This window comes from Fictibacillus halophilus, assembly GCF_016401385.1.
GTDB lineage: Bacteria > Bacillota > Bacilli > Bacillales > Fictibacillaceae > Fictibacillus > Fictibacillus halophilus.
In genome coordinates, this window is record NZ_JAEACF010000001.1 from 2,152,964 (window position 1) to 2,174,857 (window position 21,894).

Here is a 21,894-nt window from a genome sequence, read left to right on the forward strand (position 1 = left end):
ATAACCTGTCTTTCACATTAATCATTCTGTTGCATAAATTATAAAAAATGGGCGAATGGAGGGCTTGTCTTGTCTAGAAAGTATTTTCGAAAAACGCGATTTCCAGGGTGGTTTGTTACCCTTAAACAAACAATCGGACAATTGACTGCGCCACTTATTGTCTTTCAGCTTTTAAGGACGATACTGTTTCCATCTGCTGTTGATTTTATCATCCTTTTAACTTTAGTGATCCTCCATGTATGTTTCGCTTATGATGTTCTTTAACCTGTATCGTTTGTTATTTAACGCTCTTTTCTAAAAGATTGTTGCTTTTAAACTCCTTGTCACCTTTGACAATTGATTGTAGTGGAAGGTGCGAGACTCCTACGGGGCAGGTGGGCAGGTGAGACACTTAAGAGTGAAACGTACGAATGTGGCTCACCGCCTGCCCCGTGGAAAGCGAGCAGCCTGGAACGGAAATCAACACTTTCAAAAGCAACAAAGTTTACGAAAACAGCCTTATAAAAAAAAGATCACATATAGTCGTTATATGTGATCTCCTTCATCATTTATGTGAATTTTTGTTGGCATAGAATCTGTTTGTTCTAAAGGTGCAGGTGGGGGAGCCATCATAATCGCATCACAGAAATCCCGGATTTTTTTCATTGCTCTTATTCTGCTCTCAAGCCTATGCACCATTTCAATTTGAGAATAATCGTTTCGTTTCATACAATAAAGATCTACTGCATTAAAAACAGGTTCAGGATAAGATAAATAACTAATTAATAATCCTCTTTCTTCATTTAGCAATGGAACATGTTTTTCATACAGATCTAATAACGATTTTCCTTCTTCGGGAGTCCATTCTTTTTGATGTGCCGCTCTTCTAAAATAAACCGCTAAGTCTCTAATTGGCGTATCCAGAACGGCTTTTTCAAAATTGAGTAGATGACCTTCTCCAGTTGGATTAAAGATCAGGTGATTTCTTGAAACCTTTCCGTGACAAAGTACGCTCCGGTAACGTTTCTCTCTTTGACACGTTTCATACCACTCTTTCAATCTTCTTTTCGCTTCTTCTGTCATTCTCATAATTTGATGAAAGTGACTGAGATACGTTAGTTCAAAGGGAGACATATACGTTTTCTGTTCTGCTTCTTCCGTAAATCTCTCCATCTCATATTGCCTGTTTTCCCATCTGTTCATGAGATATTGATACGAATGTTCGACCACTTCATTCGAAAAGTCTTGCTCCTTCAGTGTTAACGCATGGATCTTTCCTAAGTGATCAATAAGAACTTCGTCTTTCGCTCTCTCATTTCTTTCATCAGACGCAAACCACGGCATTAAATAATACGTTCTAGATCCTAACTGAACCGTATAATCGCCAAACTTTGTTGGATACAGAGGAACGACCTGATGAAAACCAATCTCAGAGAGACGCTGAATCACATGCGTAAACCAACTTCTTTCGTCCTCTGTCATCTCTGCTTCTTTCAGTGCAAATGTACCCCTTTTCGTTATGACCTTCTTTACTTTCCCATGCTGCTCTAACTTTTCAGGAAATAGATCATAATGAAAAAGGACGGGCCCGTAATTTAATGTTTCTTTTTCCGTTGTCATAGGGCCACCTTCCTTCTTTTTTCATCAAACCATTCGGTTACCGTTTTGACCAATATTCGATTACTTTCCCAGCAATCTTCATACTTCTTCAAGCCGTCTACCATTCTTTCTAAGGAGCTGTTATCCAATTGATCTAAACAATCATACAGTTCCCAAGGCGTAACGACTTCAGCTAAAAGTAACAACCCTTGCTCGCGTTCTAAAGAAAAATGCTTATTCACCTCCGTTAACAGAAGTTTTAATGATGAAGGAGAAGTTTGTTCCAGCCACTCAACCAAAAACTTACGAAGTGGTAGATATCCTTTGATGGGTAAAGCTTCACTACCTTGATAAAATAAAAAATGAAAAATTTTTCTGCCATTCTTTACGCTGAGCTCCTGATCAAGAACAGGTAATGCATGATTTTTTACTTTATTTTTAATTGCACGGGAAAATTCTAATCGTTGCTTACTCTCTTTTATACTTGTAACCATACATTGAAAGTTTGCTTCTAAATACTTTTGAGTAAGCGTAATACAAGATTTTAGATCAAAAACAGGCTGTCTGGTTTGTTTACAGAAAACATCTTGTTTATCCGAAGACATTGCCGTATTTAGTAATGTTCCAATGAATTGTCCCCAACGTTCTACGTCTTCACAACCAAACAATTCTTCTGTATGATCATGAACAGTAAGCCATCTGTTTCCATATTTTATGGCAGGTTCACCGCTTTTAGTACGAATCATACGATCTGGCACGGCGCTAGAGCCTTTCGAAGACTCATCGCGCCATCTTATGTGCCAATGTAAATTTTCTTTTTCACTCCAATAACGGATACGTTTTTCTCCATAATCAGTCATGATCAGATGTGGTCTTTCTTTCCACCGTATCCCATAAAGTTCATATTCTTTTTCTAAGGTGTTGATCAGCTCCATAATAGCACCTCAACTTAACGTGAACTTACTGGGATATATATGATCTGCCCTTCGGATACCTCACCTTGCTGCAGTTGGTTCATACGCATGAGTGTATTCAATGAGATATCATATCTTTCACAGATGTGTTCTAAAGAATCTCCACGTTGAAGAATATACATTTTCATTTTAGAAAAACGATCTTCTTTAGCAGAAAGCATCTTTGTTAAATAAAGCGCATTTTCGTCTCTTGGTTCTTCACGCTCTTTATTCATTTCCATCGGTTCTGCTTCAGTCTCATATTCTTCATAACTCGTATCGTAGGATTCATAAGTGGTCTCTTGGTCTTCTTCTGCTTCGTTGTAACTTATATTCTCGTATTCCTGCTCAGCTTCATACGATTGCTCACCATACTGGTACGAAGGACGTTGTGCAGCATTTTGCTGATATTGATAATTTTCGTACTGATTGGATTGCTGCTGATAAGCATCTTGCTGTTGATATGCTTCTTGTTGCTGATATGCTTCTTGTTGCTGATAAGCATCTTGCTGTTGATATGCTTCGTGCTGCTGGTATTCATCATCCTGCTGATACCCGCCTTGATTCTGATACGAAGCCTGCTGCTGGTAAGCTTCGTGCTGCTGATATGGATTGTAAGTGTATGGTCTATTCGTATCTTGATAGGTTTCTTCATACTGAGGATAGTTAGATTGTGAATCATCTGCTTCTTCTTGATAAGAAGCATCATAGCTCTCATAATCACCTTCTACGTGATCATAAGCTTCTGTTTCATTATTTTCTTCCATTTCTTCTACTTCACCATAAAGCTGTGAATTCTCTTCATCCGAATCCGCAATCTCATCTAATGATGCAGAATTATTGTTTCTTGTGTGGTCCATTGAGAACGCAATAGCTTTTAATGAATCAAAGGTAGCTTCCATCGTCCGATCATCTTGTGCCTCAAAGTGCGGTTTAAACTCATATAGTGTTTTATTCTCAGCACGAACGTCAGCTTCCTTCTCATCAAACCTTGCTGCAAATTCATTAAGGTGTGAAGATTGTGATGGTACACCCCCACTCTGACGTGCTTCAAACTGAAAAGGTGTAAAAATATCTTGTTTCTCTTCTTTCTGCATAGACCTTTCTTCCACGGCAGTAGTTCGTACCCCTTCTTTCGGAAGTTCGTATACAGGACTTTCCTGGCGCTGTTTTTCATCTTTTATACCGTAAATACAGATCGATGCTGAAAGCTCAAAGCAAGTTGAGTTTGGCAGCTCATATTCAAACGATTCGACTTCCACTTTTACCTCATTTGCATCCTCTACACGATACGACGGAATGGTTATATCCACTGGAAAACGATGCACAAGATCTGTCATCCCATCTTCTGCCACATTCAGTTGAGTAAGAGAGCGGTAAGACATACTCTCAGAGAGCATATTTTGATCTGTTATACCTTCATTCTGTTCTTGCTTTTCACAGCGGTATCTGCCATTTAAAATAAGGGCTCCCTTGATATAAACCTGCCCGGCTTCCTCTGTGATATGAATCTCAGGATCTAGTGACATCGACAAAACTTCAGCTACTTCCTGTCCCTTCTTTAGCCAAACAGACTCCTCAATGGAGAAACGCAGCTTCGATTGACTCATGCCCTTCTCCTCCTTTCAGGTTGCATATAGTTATACAATATAGGTGTATGAGTGAACAGGACGAAATATGATTTTTATTAGGTAAGAGGTTCTAAAAAAACAAAAATAGCGTCCGCTGAAAAAAGCGGACGCTACAATATATGACTATTTTAATTGTGAGAAGGCCTTTCTAAACGCTGCAATTGTTTTATTAATATCTTCTTCTGTATGAGCAGTTGATAAGAATAATCCTTCAAATTGTGAAGGAGGCAGCGAGATGCCTTCTTGAAGCATCGTTTTGAAGCATGCATTAAAGTGATCTAAATTAGATTGCTTAGCCGTTTCGTAGTTGATCACATCTTGATTCGTGAAAAAGAAGCCGATCATACTTCCTGCACGGTTGATCGTATGTGCCACACCATAATGCTCAGCAGCTTCAGAGATTCCTGAAGCTAGTTGATCTCCGAGTTTTTGGAAATAGGTGTAACTCTCTTTTGTAAGTTGAGAAAGGGTCGCATAACCTGCAGCCATCGCAAGCGGGTTTCCTGATAACGTTCCTGCTTGATAGATCGGTCCGCTTGGTGCGATTTGTTCCATAATTTCTCGTTTACCACCATAAGCACCAACAGGTAGGCCGCCACCAATTACTTTTCCTAAACAAGTTAGGTCAGGCGTTACTCCAAAATAGCCTTGTGCACATTCATAATCCACTCGGAAGCCTGTCATTACTTCGTCAAAGATTAATAAAGATCCGTGTTGTTCAGTTATTTTACGAACGCCTTCTAAAAACCCTTTTTGTGGAGGAACGACACCCATGTTACCTGCGACTGGTTCTACAATCACACAAGCAATATCTTCTCCAAATTGATCAAAAGCTACTTGCAAGCTTTCAAGATCATTGTATGGAACCGTTATCGTGTTTTGGGCGATACCTTCTGGAACCCCTGGAGAATCCGGAAGACCAAGTGTTGCTACACCTGAGCCTGCTTTGATCAATAAGGAGTCACCGTGTCCGTGGTAACAGCCTTCAAATTTAACGATCTTACTTCTTCCTGTGTATCCCCGTGCTAAACGAAGTGCACTCATCGTAGCTTCTGTACCTGAGTTAACCATACGAACAACTTCGATCGATGGAACACGATCGATCACAAGTTTTGCTAGCTTCGTCTCCATTTCATTCGGAGCACCAAAACTTGTTCCCAGTTCAGCAGTTTGCTTAAGCGCCTCCACTACTTGATCATCAGCATGTCCTAGAATTAAGGGTCCCCATGACAATACATAATCGATATATTCGTTACCATCGATATCATAGATCTTTGACCCTTTTCCGCGTTCCATAAAAACAGGATCCATTTTTACAGATTTAAATGCACGTACAGGGCTGTTAACTCCTCCAGGCATAACTTCTTTCGCTTCTTGAAAAGCAGCTACCGATTTTTCAAAGCTTCTCATACCAACACCTCTTTCCTTATTTTTCATTCAGCCATCTTGCAGCATCTTTAGCAAAATACGTAATGATCAGATCTGCTCCTGCTCGTTTCATAGAGATCAGTTTCTCTAATACGATGCTCTTCTCATCTACCCATCCGTTGATAGCAGCTGCTTTAATCATGGAATACTCTCCACTCACGTTGTAAGCTACTAATGGTAGAGGATATCGGTCTTTTAATTCTCTTAGAATATCAAGGTAAGATAGGGCTGGTTTTACCATTAAGAAGTCAGCGCCTTCAGCGACGTCTGATTCTGCCTCTCTGAGGGCTTCAAGTCGGTTCGCCGGATCCATCTGATACGTTTTTCTATCACCAAACTGTGGTGTACTATGCGCTGCATCACGAAACGGACCATAAAAAGATGATGCATATTTAACGGCATAAGACATAATCGGAACATCATAGAAACCAGCTTCATCAAGCCCTTGTCTGATTGCTGCAACAAAGCCGTCCATCATATTTGAAGGTGCGATGATGTCTGCTCCAGCTTTAGCTTGTGATACAGCTGTTTTTGCTAGAAGCGTTAAGGTTTCATCATTCAACACTTCACCATTTTCAATCACACCACAGTGTCCATGGTCTGTAAATTGGCATAAACAAGTGTCTGCTATTACAGTTAGTGATGGCGCAACTTCTTTAATTTGCGAGATCGCTTTTTGTACAATTCCATTATGATCATAAGCTGAACTTCCGCATTCGTCTTTCTCAGCAGGTACCCCAAAAACGATAATAGACTGAATGCCAAGACTTTCAATTTCTTTTACCTCTTCTTGAAGAAGGTCTAATGACAGATGATACACACCTGGCATGGAAGGGACTTCTTTTTTTACGTTCTCTCCTTCAACAAAGAACAATGGATAGATAAAATCAGAGACATGAAGATGCGTTTCACGCACTAATGAACGCATGGATGCTGATTTTCTTAAACGGCGATGACGCTGAAAATTCATATTAACTTCCTCCTTGAAAATAAGAAATGGCGCAGTTCACCATATCTTCTGCGGTAAATTGTGTAGGCATTAAAACATGTTGAAATCCGCATTCTTCTGCAGCACTTTTCGTTGTTGGTCCAACACAGATCACAGGCTTTTCATAAACTTCCTCTGTTTTTATCCCACTACTCATGAAGGTCACAGCAGAAGGGCTCATAAAAAACAGGCAATCAGCTTGATATACGAGCGACCAATCTAAATCATCTTCCGATTCAGTTTTGTAGACCACTAGTTCTTCTACCTGTGCTGTTTCCTTTAACTCCTCTTTAATAAAAGATGGAGCTAGATTCCCTTTTGGAAATAGAATTCTTTCATGTGATAAGACGTGTTTTTTTAACGTCTTCACTAGGCTTTCAGCATGATAATGTTCGGGCACAAGAATAGATGCGATCCCTCTGTTTCTTAATGATTCAGCTGTTTTTTCACCAACTGTGGCAAACTTAACATTACTCAGTGTGAGATTACAATCAGAAAGCAATTGAAAAAAGTAATCTACTCCATTTTTGCTCGTAAAAACAATCCATTGATAAGACGATAAATTTTTTAGCAAAGACTGCGAATTATCGTTCTTAACACCTTTTATAGAGACAATAGGAAAGGAAAGAGGGATACCACCGTTCTCTTGTATGTGTGAGATCAATGGCTCTGCTTGCTCTTTCGGCCGTGTAACAAGTATTCTCTTACCTGCTAATGGTCCTATAGAAGTATTCATTACGAATTTAAATCCTTTTTTACTGCATCTAGTATGGTTTTCGCACCTAATATCTTTAAATCTTCAGCTAACTCTACACCCACACGGTGCGGGTCTTTGCCTGATCTCATTTCTTTTAATACCGTTTTCCCTTCAGGATCTGCAACAAGGCCCGTTAAAGAAACTTCTTGGTTCTCATCCATCGTAGCAAATGCCGCGATCGGAACTTGGCAGCCGCCTTCTAACGTGTTTAGAAAAGAGCGTTCTGCTGTAACTGTGTCAAACGTATATGCATCGTTTAGTGTAGCTAATAATTCTTTTACTTCAAGATCTTCACTTCTGCACTCAATAGCTAATGAACCTTGTCCTACAGCAGGGAGACACAGGTCGATGTCTAAGTATTCCGTAACAACATCTGTAGACCAGCCCATTCGTTCAAGTCCTGCAGCTGCTAAGATGATCGCATCAAACTCACCAGACTTTAGCTTGTTAAGACGCGTATCAATATTACCTCGAATAGATTTAATCGTTAGATCTGGACGTCTGTTTAGAAGCTGTGCCGCTCTTCTTAGTGAGCTCGTCCCTACAATAGCACCAGCAGGAAGCTCTCTTAACGAAGAATACTTTTCAGATATTAGAGCATCTCTCGGATCAACGCGTTTAGGTGTACAGCCGATCTCGAGTCCCTCCGGCAGTTCAGATGGCATATCCTTCATGCTATGAACGGCAATATCAATCTCTTTATCTAACATCGCTTGTTCAATCTCTTTAACGAATAAACCTTTTCCGCCGACTTTTGAGAGTGTAACATCAAGAATAATATCTCCTTTTGTTACGATCTCTTTTACTTCAAATTCAAAAGGCATTCCTGATTTTTTTAATTGCTCGATCACCCAGTTTGTCTGTGTGATCGCTAACTTACTTCTTCTTGAACCTACTATAATTTTTCTCATGATATGAATCTCCTATTCTTTACTTATACCAAAGGTGAAACTCAGTGAACGTCGACGCTAAAAAGTAGTTGATCAAAACGACTAGGAAGGCTGCAGCGTTCCAAAGCGCTAACGTTTTACCTTGCACACCTCTTCCAACCTTTTGATAGAGGTAAGTACTGTAAACCAAAAGGACAATAAATGACGAGATGACTTTGGCATCAAGAAGTGTAAAGTCACTTATTTTCCAGAATGCCCATACAACTCCCAATATTAGACTAAGCAAGAGCAACGGCACTCCGATCGTATTCAAGCGAAAAGAGAGCTTCTCTAAATATGATAGACTCCCAAAACGCTGCAGTCTTTTGCTCCATTTCTTTCGTTTCAACATGCCATGCTGTAGCAGGTACATGAACGAGAATATAAAAGAGAGCGAGAATGCACCGTATGAGATAAAAGCCATCGTTATATGGATGATTAATAATTCAGAGATCAGCTGTTTCTCAAGCACTGCACTCGCTTGTCCTGTTGGAGCAAACAAGTGGATCGAAACGAGCAAGAAACCAAGAATATTCGTAAAAAACACAAGAAAATCAACACGGAAAAACCTGCTCATGACAACTGAGAACGTCACGAGGATCCACGCATAAAAAAACAGGCCTTCTGAGGGTGTTAATATTGGAAACCGTTGATCTTTCAGCATCCTTAACACAAAAAAGACCGTTTGAAGTACCCAGACAATAGAAAGCAACCAGAAAGCAAATCGGTTTGCTTTCCGGTTGTTTTGAAGAAAATCTATAAAATAGCCTATGATGCTAAGTGCATATAGAACGATAGTAAGATCATATATCCAATTCATTTTTGCTCACACTCCATGAGCTCGAGGGAAACGAGAGCTTAAGTTCTTACTACAGCCGAAGGAACCACTTCATCTGTTAGTGAAGACTTCTCTTCGACGTTTGCAGCAAATGCTGTTTCCAACTGCTTCTGTTTATCCAAATAATCTTGTAGTCCGAAAATTTCGGTAAATAATTGCAACTGTTCTTCAGCTCCTGGTTCACCAGCCATCTCTTTGGCTCTAGTCACAGGATCACGAAGCAATTGATTCACGATACTCTTCGTATGTTTGCTTAAAATTTTTCTTTCTCGATCCGTTAGATCCGGCAGCTTACGCTCGATGCTTTGCATGGTTTCTGCTTGAATGTTTAATGCCTTTTCTCGTAATGCAGAAATTAACGGCACTACACCAAGCATCGAAATCCAAGATTGAAAAGCTACAATTTCAGCCTCGATCATAATCTCGATCTTTTCTGCTTCTTTCATTCGTTCAGCAAGATTCGACTCTACGATACCTTCTAAGTCATCAATATCATATAGAAAGACGCTGTCTAAATCATGAAGCTCAGGATCGAGGTCACGAGGTACTGCAATATCTACCATGAACAATGGAAGACCTTTACGTTTCTTAATAGCTGGTGCAGCCATTTTCTTTGTAATGACAAATTCACTGGCACCTGTAGAAGATATCACGATATCTGCTTTTATGAGCAAACTTTCTAGTTCTTCAAAAGGATGTGCTGTACCATGAAACTTTTCAGCTACCTCTTGCGCCTTTTCAAAAGTTCGGTTAATAACAAGTACTTCGTTTCCTCCACTCGCATGCAGATGTTTCGCTGTAAGCTCACCCATCTTGCCCGCACCAACGATTAAGATGGTTTTATCTTGGAGGCCACCAAAGATTTTTTTTGCGAGTTCAACAGCCGCATAGCTAACCGATACCGCATTTTCACCGATGTCTGTTTCTGAATGACATCTCTTAGCAAATGTGATCGCTTGTTTCATTAGTTTATTAAATATTGTTCCTGTCGCATCAAGTTTCTGTGATTCTAAGAATCCATCTCTTACTTGACCAAGGATTTGAGTTTCACCGATAACCATAGAGTCCAAGCCTGCAGCTACACGGAATAGATGTTCTACAGCTGCTTCTCCGTCTCTAATGCTCAAGAATGGTGAAAGTTCTTCTTTATCAATTGAAAACCAGTCCGCCAAAAAAGATTTGATGTAGTATCTTCCGGTATGAAGCTGATCGGCAACAGCATAGATCTCAGTACGGTTGCACGTTGAAACGATTACACATTCAAGTATACTTTTTTGTTTTCGGAGTGTAGAGATCGCATCCGTTAATTCAGAGGGCTGAAAAGAAACTTTTTCCCGAATTTCTACGGGTGCCGTTTTGTAATTAAGTCCAACCACTAGAATATGCATGCGCTCACCTCCCTTAATTATGTATGTTCATTACTAATTATAACATGTCCCAAAATACGGAATATCCAATAATGTGAACAGAATTTAAACGTTTATGCTATGATGTATTTATTATCTTTTTGGTGTGTCATCAGCAGTTTTAGGATAACCATAATTACTAAAACTTAGCACCATTATTAAAAATAACAAAAATCGACCAATTTAGCAAAGGTTTACGTTTAAGATGGAGGCATTATGAAACAAAGAAACACATTCAGCGGCATCATTTTACTCGGAATTGGATTATTCTATTTTGCGAATAGAATGAACATTGAACTGCTTCAACCGTATCTGACTTGGCCAAGTATATTAATCATCATTGGTATAGCTCTTCTATTCCAATCTGGTTCGGGAAAAGAATCTTCAAGTATTTTCTCAGGTGTATTCTTAACAGGATTAGGCGTACATTTTCACGCTGCAGCAAAAGTTGCCACATGGCCAGAACCGCTTCAAGTTATCGTTTTACTAGCAGGCATATCATTTCTGATTCAATATCGAAAAACAAAAGAGGGACTCATCCCTGGGGTATTGTTATCGCTTTTAGCCCTTTGGCTACTCTTCTTTAAGAGTAATACCCCTTCTGTAGAAAATATATTTGTTAAAGCTGAAGATTTTTGGCCTATTATCTTAATGGTCATCGGTGCTTACCTTATGTTCTTTAAAAAGAAATAGAAACACAAAACCCTCTATGTAAAAAAAACATAGAGGGTTTTTATGTTAAGGCTGTTTTCACATTCATAGTTGCTTTTAAAGTAGTTGATTTCCATTTCAGGTTGCTCGCTTTCCGCGGGGCAGGCGGTGAGCCACATTCGTACGCTACACGTATAAGTGTCTCACCTGCCGGCCTGTCCCGCAGGAGTCTCGAACCTTCCACTCCAATCAACAATCAAAGAAGTAAAAAAAAGATTTAAAAGCCATAATCTTTTAGCAATGAGGCGTCATGCTAACAGATTTTTAATAGTCATTATTTAGAAAGATAAGAATTTAGTACGCCCCATGCTTCATCTTTTCCGTGTCCTGTTTCAGATGAGAATAGAACGATCTTATCGTTCTTGTCCATGTTTAATGTTTCCTTGACTACTTTTTTATGCTTGTCCCATTTTCCTTTTGGGATCTTATCACTTTTTGTTGCCACCACGATAACCGGAAGCTCGTGATATTTAAGCCAATCGTACATTAACACATCATCTTTAGATGGTGCATGTCTAAGGTCTACGAGCTGAACAACTGCTTTTAACTGATCACGTTCAACGAGATACTGCTCGATCATCTTACCCCAAGCTTCGCGTTCTGTTTTTGACACTTTAGCAAAGCCATAACCAGGTACATCCACAAAATAAAAACTTTCGTTTAGAATATAGAAGTTTAACGTTTGCGTTTTCCCTGGTTTTGAAGATGTACGGGCTAAGTTTTTTCTGTGAATCATCTTATTAATAAAAGACGATTTTCCTACATTCGAGCGTCCTGCCAAAGCAATTTCCGGAAGATTGCCTTCCGGATATTGTTTTGGTCCAACTGCTGAAATTACGATTTCCGCTGTATTTACTTTCACTTTCTATCACCTGCTAATGCAACTTTTAATACCTCATCTAAATGAGATACGGTTATAAAAGATAATCCCTCTTTAACTGATTGTGGAATATCTTCAATGTCTTTTTCGTTTTCTTTCGGAAGTATAATGGTTTTGATTCCTGCTCGATGTGCACTTAATGATTTTTCTTTTAAACCACCAATTGGCAACACACGTCCTCTAAGCGTGATCTCCCCTGTCATTCCTACATCTTTTCTAACTGGTCTTTTCGTTAGTGCTGATACTAATGCTGTGGCAATCGTTATTCCAGCTGAAGGACCATCTTTTGGTGTTGCTCCTTCAGGAACATGTATATGGATATCTGTTTTTTCATAGAAATCATGATCGATTCCAAGCTCTTCCACCTTCGTGCGAACGTAGCTTAATGCGGCTTGAGCAGATTCTTTCATAACATCACCTAACTTACCCGTTAAGATCAGTTTGCCCTTACCCGGTGATAGTGCTACTTCAATTGAGAGAGTATCCCCACCAGCTGTCGTATAAGCTAATCCTGTCGCTGCACCAATTTGGTCTTCAAGTTCTGCTTGACCATAACGGAAACGAGGCTTACCTAGATAATCTTCAAGGTTTTTAGCAGAAAGTACAACCTTTTTCTTTTCAGCTGAAACAATCTGTTTTGCTGCTTTTCTGCATAATCCTGCAATTTGACGCTCAAGATTACGCACACCCGCTTCGCGTGTATAATTGCGGACCAGCTTTAGAATAGAATCATCCTTAAACTGAATCTGGCTTTTCTTTAGTCCATGTTCCTTAAGCTGTTTTGGAATCAAATGATTCTTAGAGATATGCAGCTTTTCAACCTCTGTATAACCAGCGATCGAAATAACTTCCATTCTATCTAATAACGGCCCTGGAATTGTAGAGAGAGAATTGGCTGTTGTAACGAACATGACTTTTGATAGATCATATGGCTCTTCGATATAGTGATCGCTGAAGGTGCTGTTCTGTTCCGGATCTAACACTTCAAGCATCGCAGAGGAAGGATCTCCTCTAAAATCACTCGACATCTTATCAATCTCATCAAGTAAGAATACGGGATTAATCGTCCCGGCTTTTTTCATACCTTGAATCAAACGGCCTGGCATCGCTCCCACATATGTTCTTCGGTGCCCTCTGATCTCTGCTTCGTCTCTCACACCACCAAGAGAAATTCGTACAAAATTTCTGCCGATGGCACGTGCAATCGATCTGGCTAATGATGTTTTACCTACACCTGGTGGTCCAACTAAACAAAGAATCGGACCTTTTAGTGAATTTGTCAGTTTCTGAACAGCAAGATATTCTAAGACTCTGTCCTTTACTTTTTCAAGACCATAATGATCTTCGTTAAGAACCGTTTCTGCATGTGGAATATCCAGATTATCTATCGTCTCTTGTTTCCAAGGCAGATTAACAAGCCACTCAATGTATGTTCTGATAACAGAGCTCTCAGCTGAAGAGTTTGGCATCTTTTCATAACGGTCTAGTTCTTTTTTTGCAAGCTCCATGACCGTCTCAGGCATATCAGAGGACTCAATACGTTCTTTGAGTGAACTTACTTCCCCAACTTTACCTTCTTTATCACCAAGCTCTTTTTGGATTGCTTTCATCTGTTCACGCAGATAATATTCTTTTTGCGTTTTTTCCATCGCCTTTTTAACGCGTTGACCGATTTTCTTTTCTAGACCTAGTACTTCTTTTTCATTGTTTAAAAGGTCCAGCAAGTGCTCAAGTCTTTCTTTCACATCAAAAATCTCAAGGATTTTTTGTTTTTCTTTAATCTTTAGAGAAAGATGCGAAGAAATAACATCTGCCAAACGTCCAGGTTCAGTAATATCTTGAACTGAGGCAAGTGTTTCAGGCGTTACTTTTTTTGATAGGTTTATGTATTGTTCGAATTGAGCCAGAACTGCTCTCATGAGAGCTTCCGTTTCGGCTTCTTTCACTTCAATATCATCCGTTAGTTCAACTTCTACTTCTACATGGGTCTTCTCGTCCGTGAACGAAGTAATTTCTCCGCGTTTAATACCTTCAACAAGTACTCTGATTGTGCCATTAGGCAGTTTGAGCATCTGATTTACTTTTGACAACGTTCCTACATGATAAATTTCCTCTTGTGCTGGATCTTCAATAGAAACTTCTTTTTGAGTTGATAGAAAGATCATTTGATCATCAAGCATGACTTTTTCAAGCGCTTGAATAGATTTTTCTCTTCCTACATCTAAATGAAGTACCATTGTTGGATAAACCAACAATCCGCGAAGAGGGAGGAGCGGAAGAACTCGTTTTTCCCCCATTAAAAACACCTCCGAAAACTGCTATGTAATCATTAATTATATGCTTAGTCTTTGTACAATTCTACCGATAATGCTTAACTTTGTCTAATGTAAGCTTCGGATTGTAAGAAAACACCTAATAAAACGCTCTCCTTAGTTGTTAGAAAATTTTCAGCGTCCTATTTTCTGAACAAAAAGAAACTCCCTACTTCTCCTTATACAGAAGAAGGAGGGGAGTTTAAGGCAGCAGACGCAGGGATGGATTGCTCTTCACCATCATCTAAGAATGCGTGTTGAAACACTTCTGAAAGTTTTTTTACTGGAATGATCTCTACGTCTTTAATCGTATCAAAAATCTTTTGGTTATTCTCAAACGGAATAAGAACACGTTTTGCACCTGCATCTTTTGCAGCCAAGATTTTAGCCATCACACCACCGACTGGTTTCACTTTACCGTGGATGCTGATCTCCCCAGTCATTGCAATTTCATGGTCTATTTTAATGTTGTGAATAGCTGAGTAGATAGAAGAGGCAATCGCTATACCCGCTGATGGACCATCTACTGGGCCACCACCTGGAAAGTTCACGTGGATATCATACATCGATGCATCAACTCCCATGTATCGAAGTACAGTTATAACGTTTTCCACTGAACCTTTTGCCATACTTTTTCTTCGAATAGACTTAGATTGATTCCCGATACTCTCTTCTTCTGCTATTCCTGTAATTGTAATGGAACCTTGTTTCTTTGCAGGCAGTACGGTTGTTTCAATCTCAAGCAACGCCCCGCTTGTTGGACCGTATACGGCAAGACCATTCACTAATCCAATCTTTGGTTTGACTCCAATTTTCCTCTCTGGTCTTGGAGCCATTCTACTAGAGTGTGTTACCCACTCCACATCGCTCTTTGTAATGTTTTTTCGTTGTTCTGTGATGGCAAGACCAGCTGCGATCTGAATCATATTTACCGCTTCACGGCCATTTCTAGCATATTGGGCCATATATGATAAAGATTCATCATCAATTCCTAACTGAATCTTATCAGCCGCTCTTTTAGCGATCTGTTCAATTTCAGCCGGCTGCAATTCTCTAAAGAACACTTCCAAACATCTAGAACGAATAGCAGGAGGTATTTCTTCTGGCATACGAGTAGTCGCACCAATCATTCGGAAATCTGCAGGAAGACCATTCTGGAAGATATCATGAATATGATGTGGTATGTTCGCGTTCTCTTCCGAATAATAAGCACTTTCTAAAAAAACCTTACGATCCTCTAAAACCTTGAGTAACTTGTTCATCTGGATTGGATGGAGTTCACCGATCTCATCAATGAAAAGAACACCACCATGCGCATTCGTAACAGCCCCTTGCTTCGGCTGAGGAATTCCAGCTTGCCCCATAGCTCCAGCACCTTGGTAGATTGGATCATGAACAGAGCCAATTAGAGGATCCGCGATGCCTCGTTCATCAAAACGGGCAGTCGTAGCATCTAGCTCTACAAAGACAGCTGTCGAACGAAAAGGTGAGGACTGATTTCGCTTCGCTTCTTCTAATACTAATCGTGCTGCAGCTGTTTTCCCAACCCCTGGAGGACCATAGACGATAACATGCTGAGGATTCGGTCCACACAAAGCAGCTTTCAATGCTTTTATTCCATCTTCTTGTCCGATGATATCTTCAAATTTTCCAGGTCGAACACGTTCTGAAAGTGGTTCTGATAGAGAAATCGCGCGCATTCTTCTTAGCTGCTCCATCTCTTTTCTCGATTCTTTATCCACACTTACTTTTTGAGAACGTTGGTTACGTAGTAAGTTCCAAAAATATAGCCCGATAATAATCCCAAAGAATAATTGAATAAGTAATGCTATGCCAGTCCAGTTCATTGTTTTTCCTCCCGGTACCTATGTAGTGATAATCATAGTATCTCCGAGGAGGTGGTGAACTAAACGGCAAACCTTTAAAAAGACAATTTCACATACACTGATAATTTTGAAAGTAGTTGATTTCCGCTCCAGGTTGCTCGCTTTCCATGGGGCGTGCGGTGAGCCTCCTGCCACTTTGTGCTGTTAGGAGTCTCCACCTGACCGCTCGTCCGATAGGAGTCTCGCACCTTGCGCTCCAATCAACTTATAAGAATGCAAAACCATCCAAAAGCAATAATCTTATAGAAAACAGTCTTAAGTGAAAGAACTTTAAAATTGAAGGAGTAAAAGCCTTTAACACAAACTTTTCCTGACTTGGTTTAGCCCAAACAAAAAAGACCAGCATAAGCTGGTCTCAATTTTAAGCACTCTCTTTTGGCGTTTCTTTTGATTGTTCGATAACCGTACCGTCTTCTAACTCAAGAGTTGGTGGTACTTTATCTGAGATTGTTTCTTTCGTTACGATACATTTTACAACATCTTCACGAGAAGGCAGCTCAAACATTACGTCAAGCATAACTCCTTCAATGATCGAACGAAGTCCACGCGCTCCTGTTTTACGTTCAATGGCTTGAGCAGAAATTTCTCGAAGAGCTTCATCGGTAAATTCTAGCTCGACACCGTCAATATCCAATAACTTTTGATATTGCTTTACAAGTGCATTCTTAGGTTTTGTTAAGATTTCGATCAACGCTTCCTCATCAAGAGGGTTTAAGTTTGAAATAACCGGTAAACGACCGATAAATTCAGGAATCAAACCAAAGCGAAGTAAATCTTCAGGAAGAACTTTAGACAAGTATTCTCCCGCTTTTAAGTCAGCTTGTTTCGTTTCTGAACTGAATCCGATCACTTTCTTACCAAGACGGCGTTTGATGATTTGTTCGATACCATCAAAGGCTCCACCACAAATGAAGAGAATGTTTGTAGTGTCAATTTGGATGAACTCTTGGTGAGGATGCTTTCTTCCTCCTTGTGGCGGTACACTAGCTACTGTACCTTCAAGGATTTTAAGAAGCGCCTGCTGAACGCCTTCACCAGAAACATCTCTTGTGATAGAAGGATTTTCAGATTTACGTGCAATCTTATCGATCTCATCAATGTAGATGATTCCCTTTTCCGCTTTTTCTACATCGTAGTCCGCAGACTGAATTAATTTGAGAAGGATATTTTCTACATCCTCACCAACATATCCAGCTTCTGTTAAAGATGTAGCATCAGCAATAGCAAAAGGTACGTTTAAGATACGTGCCAACGTTTGAGCAAGTAATGTCTTACCACTTCCTGTTGGTCCGATCATTGCGATATTACTTTTCGCCAATTCTACTTCATCTGATTTTTGTGTTGAATTTATACGTTTGTAATGATTGTAAACGGCTACAGAAAGAGATTTCTTAGCCTGACCTTGACCGATTACGTACTCGTCAAGAATTTTACGAATTTCTACTGGTTTTGGTACTTCTTTTAGTTCTACATCCTCTTCTGTACCTAATTCTTCTTCTACAATTTCAGTACAGAGTTCGATACATTCGTCACAAATATATACACCTGGTCCAGCAACCAGTTTTCTTACTTGATCTTGTGTTTTACCACAGAAAGAACATTTTAATTGCCCTTTTTCATCATTAAACTTAAACAATGATATCACCCCTAAAACGAGAATATGGATGAAACGCTTGACTAAAATTCAGATATATTCTGAAGGAAAGTCTGATTATCTTTTCTACTACGTAAGCATTCCGTTGATTATAATGGATTGTATCACACTTCCATATTAAAACGGAAATAATAACGCTTAATAAATATGTATGGTAACGCTCTATATAAGTATGAACAATACCGCAAGATTTAAAACCTGTTTTTCAAATAGGATGCGTATTTTAATAGAAATTTAATATGTATGGCAAAACAAGGCACGATACATAAGGATCGCGCCTTGCTTAAATTTATTAACTTATTTAATTAGGGATTAAGCAGTTTTGCTGTTTTCCACAAGAAAATCGATTGCTTTACGTACTTTCAAGTCAGCTGCTACCGCATCATTTCCACCTTGCATAGCAAGCATTTGCTTGATTTGTTCTACTTCCATTTGGTACATTTCAGCCATTTTGCTAAGTTCAGCATCGATTTCTTCTTCAGAAACTTCGATGTTTTCAGCTTCAACGATCGCTTCAAGTACTAGGTTAGTACGAACGCGCTTTCCAGCATCTTCTTTCATTTGTTCACGAAGTGCTTCTTCGCTTGTACCAGAGAACTGGTAGTAAAGGTCAAGATTCATACCTTGCATTTGAAGACGTTGGCCAAATTCTTGAACCATACGGTCAAGCTCTGTGTTTACCATTGCTTCAGGAATATCGATTTCTGCATTTTCAGAAGCTTTTTCGATAACTGTTTCACGAGTTTTGTTTTCAGCTTCTTGCTTTTTGCTCTCTTCAAGCTTTGTGCGAAGTTCTTTTTTAAGATCTTCTAAAGTTTCAGCATCGCCTTCAGCTTCTTTAGCGAACTCGTCATTAAGTTCTGGAAGTTGTTTAGCTTTAATGTCGTGAATTTTCACTTTGAAGACAGCAGGTTTACCAGCTAGTTCTTCAGCATGGTACTCTTCAGGGAAGTTAACGTTAACTTCTTTTTCGGCACCAGCTTTTTCACCAACTAATTGCTCTTCAAAACCTGGGATGAAAGATCCAGATCCGATTTCAAGAGAATAGTTCTCAGCTTTTCCACCTTCGAAAGCTTCGCCATCAACGAATCCTTCGAAATCGATGTTTACAGTATCGCCATTCTCAACTGTACCCTCTTCTTTAACAACAAGTTCAGCTTGTTGCTCTTGTAAAGAAGTAAGTTCGCTTTGAACATCCTCATCTGTAACTTCAGTTTCAGTCTTTTCAACTTCAAGACCTTTGTAGTCACCAAGTTTAACTTCTGGTTTAACGATTACTTTAGCTGTGAAAACAAGGTTGCTTCCTTGTTCCATTTTTTCGATGTCAACTTCTGGACGATCGACTGGCTCGATACCAGCTTCTTGTACAGCGTCTCCATATGCTTTTGGCAATAGGATATCTAGAGCATCTTGGTAAAGAGACTCTACTCCAAAACGTTGTTCAAAAAGTCTACGCGGCATTTTCCCTTTACGGAATCCTGGTACGTTTACTTGCTTTACAACTTTTTTGAACGCTTGGTCAAGCGCTGTATCTACTTCAGTTGCCTCAACTTCTACCGTTAAGACACCTTGATTACCTTCTAACTTTTCCCATTTAGCAGTCATTAAATGTTCCCTCCAACATCGGTATTTCCATAACTATCATATAGATTACAACCATTCCATTATAGCATAGACGTTCTGTATTTCAACAAGTTACATCACTTTCTCATTAAGTCTGCATATAAAATCTTTCCAATTCGACGAGAACCTTTACCGCTCTTTGTAATTCTTCATCTTCTGGATCCATCTCTTCTTCCATTCCACATAGAATATTCGCTGCCATAACAGTGGCCTCGAACCATAGAATCTTATTTTCTGGAGTCGGAGAGAAAGGATATAGTGCGAGTGAATAATCCTTCCACACGGCGAGTGCAATCTCGAGTAGTGATGGGTTCTCTTGCTCAAGTTCATCTTTGATCAAGGTTTTTACTTCATTATAAAAGTGATTCTCATTTAAATCCGTTAGGTTTGCGATGTCCACTTCAGTGAGTTGTCCGTATTTCTCGACCTTTACGATTTTATCTACTTGATTTTCTTTAAGATATTGCAGAATCAAGCTTTTAACAGCGGGATGTTTTTTTTCATCTATTAAAAAAGACTCAAACATCGGGATGATCATGTCAGGGCCGAGGCGCTTCAACTGCTGTACAGCCATCCACTGCGAGTCTGCCTGATCGCTAGCAAGCATCTCTTTTAACGCTTGAAAATCAGGACTTGCTGGAGGTGTTGTTGGAAGTTCTGGATCTTTCTTCACTTCAGGAACACCTTCCTGCTCAATTACTTTACGGCTGAACTGGAGAAGCTGGTAAAACGTTTCGGCTTTGTCAGCAGGAATCTTCTGCTCTTCAAGAACAGCTTCGATCACGGAAACAACGGTTATGTATTCTGATAACTGAACTAATATACTTAAGTAGATTTGAAGTACATCGTAATATTCTCCAATTCCTTCTTTAAGCATTCGGTCGCATCTCTGTTTGGCTTCATGTAATCTGCCTAATTCAACCAAACTTAAAACAAGCCCAAGATTGCCTTGTGCATGCATTGGGTCTGCATGAAGCAGTTGTTCAAAACACGATAAGGATTCATCGTATTTCTTACTTTTTAGAGAATCCATTCCTTTTTCTAAAAGACGTCCATTTAAGTTAGGAAACCGAACGATATTGTTTTTGTTATTCTTTTCGTTAGTCATCACAACTCTCCGCTTCCATTAATGTTTGACTAAAGAATAGCAGTTTCGCTAGATGAACTCAAGATAACTAAGAAGTTACAAACCTAATTTCAACTTTAACACGCTATATGTAAATGCTAAATTCCTTCATTAAAAGCTATTTTCGTACCCTTTGTTGCTTTTGTAAGTAGTTTGTTAATCATAACCAAACCAAAAGGACTTACTCAGAATAATCCCTTCTGAGCAAGCCCCTTTATTAACTAATTCTTTTTAAGTTCACCTTATCGGCCATTCCTTTATACAATGACCATTTAACGGGATCTACATTACCGCCACTGATGATAAGACCTACTTTTTGATCGAGCGCAAGATGGCTATGAAACATCACTGCCGCTAAACTGGCAGCGCCTGCACCCTCTACGACAACCTTTTCACGCTCGAGCATAAACATCATTGCGTATGCGATTTGCTCTTCCGTCACAGTGACCATTTCATCCACATATTTTGAAATCACAGGAACAGTAATCTCTCCAGGCTTGACAACCGCTATTCCATCCGCGATCGATGTACAGCGCGTTAACGTTTTTCTAGTGGTACCAGTGAAGGCTTGATAGACCGCACTGGCATTCACTGATTGGACGCCAACCACTCGCACATCGGGTCTGATCGACTTAACAGCTAAAGCGATTCCAGCTAACAGTCCTCCGCCTCCTACTGGTACAATAATTGTTTTTAGTTCAGGTTTTTGTTGCAGCATCTCAAGAGCGACCGTGCTTTGTCCTGCGATCACATCGTAATCATCAAACGGATGGACAAAGACTCCTCCACTTTTCTCTTCTTCCCTTTTTGCTGCTTCATAGGCTGCCTGATAATTATCACCTTCTAAAACAATATTTGCTCCATACGATCTTACGGCGTCGATTTTGGAAAGCGGTGCATTTTCTGGCATGAAGATTTTAGAATTTATTCCACGCAATGAACAGGAAAGTGCCAATCCTTGTGCATGGTTGCCAGCTGATGCTGCGATCACACCTCTCGCGCAGTCTAGTTCGTTTAAGGTGGAAACTTTGTAATAAGCTCCTCGCAATTTAAACGAACCGGTTTTCTGAAGATTTTCAAGCTTCATATATACGTTTCCACCGGTCCACTTGTTAAGAGTTGTTGATTGTTTAAGCGGGGTACGGTGTGCGATTTTTGATACTTCCTCCAAAGCGTGAAATAAACGTTCCGCTG

18 protein-coding genes are annotated in these 21,894 nt (G+C 39.7%); 2 read left to right on the top strand and 16 right to left on the bottom strand.

Annotated features, from left to right (window positions below; all coding sequences use genetic code 11):
- Positions 1–69 precede the first annotated feature (69 nt).
- Positions 70–264 carry a hypothetical protein gene (locus I5J82_RS11275; RefSeq protein ID WP_066396554.1) on the top strand — a complete coding sequence of 65 codons (195 nt, stop codon included), beginning with the start codon at positions 70–72 and terminating at the stop codon, positions 262–264.
- Between the two features lie 261 nt (positions 265–525).
- On the opposite strand, the gene ysxE is transcribed toward I5J82_RS11275, so the two are convergent.
- From ysxE to hemA, 9 genes are all read right to left on the bottom strand, one after another.
- Positions 526–1,599 carry a spore coat protein YsxE gene (gene ysxE / locus I5J82_RS11280; RefSeq protein ID WP_198767926.1) on the bottom strand — a complete coding sequence of 358 codons (1,074 nt, stop codon included), beginning with the start codon at positions 1,597–1,599 and terminating at the stop codon, positions 526–528.
- On the bottom strand, positions 1,596–2,513 hold the full coding sequence (locus I5J82_RS11285; protein WP_198767927.1) for a hypothetical protein: 918 nt from the start codon (positions 2,511–2,513) through the stop codon (positions 1,596–1,598). The genes ysxE and I5J82_RS11285 overlap by 4 nt, the downstream gene beginning before the upstream one ends.
- 14 nt (positions 2,514–2,527) lie before the next feature.
- Positions 2,528–4,141, bottom strand: coding sequence for a LysM peptidoglycan-binding domain-containing protein (locus I5J82_RS11290; protein WP_198767928.1), 1,614 nt, complete (start codon positions 4,139–4,141; stop codon positions 2,528–2,530).
- A gap of 144 nt (positions 4,142–4,285) precedes the next feature.
- Positions 4,286–5,572: a glutamate-1-semialdehyde 2,1-aminomutase gene (gene hemL / locus I5J82_RS11295; RefSeq protein WP_198767929.1), complete on the bottom strand. Its 1,287-nt coding sequence runs from the start codon at positions 5,570–5,572 to the stop codon at positions 4,286–4,288.
- A gap of 16 nt (positions 5,573–5,588) precedes the next feature.
- Positions 5,589–6,560: a porphobilinogen synthase gene (gene hemB / locus I5J82_RS11300; RefSeq protein ID WP_198767930.1), complete on the bottom strand. Its 972-nt coding sequence runs from the start codon at positions 6,558–6,560 to the stop codon at positions 5,589–5,591.
- 1 nt (position 6,561) lies between these two features.
- Entirely contained in the window at positions 6,562–7,314 is a 753-nt protein-coding gene (locus I5J82_RS11305; RefSeq protein WP_198767931.1) for a uroporphyrinogen-III synthase, read from the bottom strand.
- Positions 7,314–8,246 (bottom strand): hydroxymethylbilane synthase, encoded by a 933-nt coding sequence (gene hemC / locus I5J82_RS11310; RefSeq protein ID WP_198767932.1) that lies wholly within the window; start codon positions 8,244–8,246, stop codon positions 7,314–7,316. Before hemC ends, I5J82_RS11305 begins: the two co-directional genes overlap by 1 nt.
- A gap of 19 nt (positions 8,247–8,265) precedes the next feature.
- On the bottom strand, positions 8,266–9,084 hold the full coding sequence (locus tag I5J82_RS11315) for a cytochrome C assembly family protein (protein WP_144698775.1): 819 nt from the start codon (positions 9,082–9,084) through the stop codon (positions 8,266–8,268).
- 38 nt (positions 9,085–9,122) lie between these two features.
- Positions 9,123–10,490 (bottom strand): glutamyl-tRNA reductase, encoded by a 1,368-nt coding sequence (hemA, locus tag I5J82_RS11320; protein ID WP_198767933.1) that lies wholly within the window; start codon positions 10,488–10,490, stop codon positions 9,123–9,125.
- A 234-nt stretch (positions 10,491–10,724) separates the two neighbouring features.
- Here hemA and I5J82_RS11325 point away from each other — a divergent pair, with 234 nt between their 5' ends.
- A complete protein-coding gene (locus tag I5J82_RS11325; RefSeq protein ID WP_198767934.1) occupies positions 10,725–11,201 on the top strand; it encodes a LiaI-LiaF-like domain-containing protein in 477 nt (158 codons plus the stop codon).
- Between the two features lie 292 nt (positions 11,202–11,493).
- Here I5J82_RS11325 and yihA read toward each other — a convergent pair whose 3' ends face one another.
- The 7 genes from yihA to ilvA form a co-directional block, all read right to left on the bottom strand.
- On the bottom strand, positions 11,494–12,081 hold the full coding sequence (gene yihA, locus I5J82_RS11330) for a ribosome biogenesis GTP-binding protein YihA/YsxC (protein ID WP_198767935.1): 588 nt from the start codon (positions 12,079–12,081) through the stop codon (positions 11,494–11,496).
- The gene (gene lon / locus I5J82_RS11335) at positions 12,078–14,396 is read right to left on the bottom strand and encodes an endopeptidase La (RefSeq protein WP_198767936.1); all 2,319 of its coding nucleotides are present in this window, start codon (positions 14,394–14,396) and stop codon (positions 12,078–12,080) included. Before lon ends, yihA begins: the two co-directional genes overlap by 4 nt.
- 194 nt (positions 14,397–14,590) lie before the next feature.
- A complete protein-coding gene (gene lonB, locus I5J82_RS11340; RefSeq protein ID WP_198767937.1) occupies positions 14,591–16,258 on the bottom strand; it encodes an ATP-dependent protease LonB in 1,668 nt (555 codons plus the stop codon).
- A 400-nt stretch (positions 16,259–16,658) separates the two neighbouring features.
- Complete coding sequence (gene clpX, locus I5J82_RS11345) at positions 16,659–17,933, bottom strand: ATP-dependent protease ATP-binding subunit ClpX (protein WP_191751861.1); 1,275 nt, start codon at positions 17,931–17,933, stop codon at positions 16,659–16,661.
- Positions 17,934–18,263: 330 nt separating this feature from the next.
- Complete coding sequence (gene tig, locus I5J82_RS11350) at positions 18,264–19,556, bottom strand: trigger factor (protein ID WP_198767938.1); 1,293 nt, start codon at positions 19,554–19,556, stop codon at positions 18,264–18,266.
- Positions 19,557–19,662: 106 nt separating this feature from the next.
- Positions 19,663–20,682, bottom strand: a complete 1,020-nt coding sequence (locus I5J82_RS11355; RefSeq protein ID WP_198767939.1) for a tetratricopeptide repeat protein — start codon at positions 20,680–20,682, stop codon at positions 19,663–19,665.
- A 235-nt stretch (positions 20,683–20,917) separates the two neighbouring features.
- A complete protein-coding gene (gene ilvA / locus I5J82_RS11360) occupies positions 20,918–21,871 on the bottom strand; it encodes a threonine ammonia-lyase (protein ID WP_198767940.1) in 954 nt (317 codons plus the stop codon).
- Positions 21,872–21,894 lie beyond the last annotated feature (23 nt).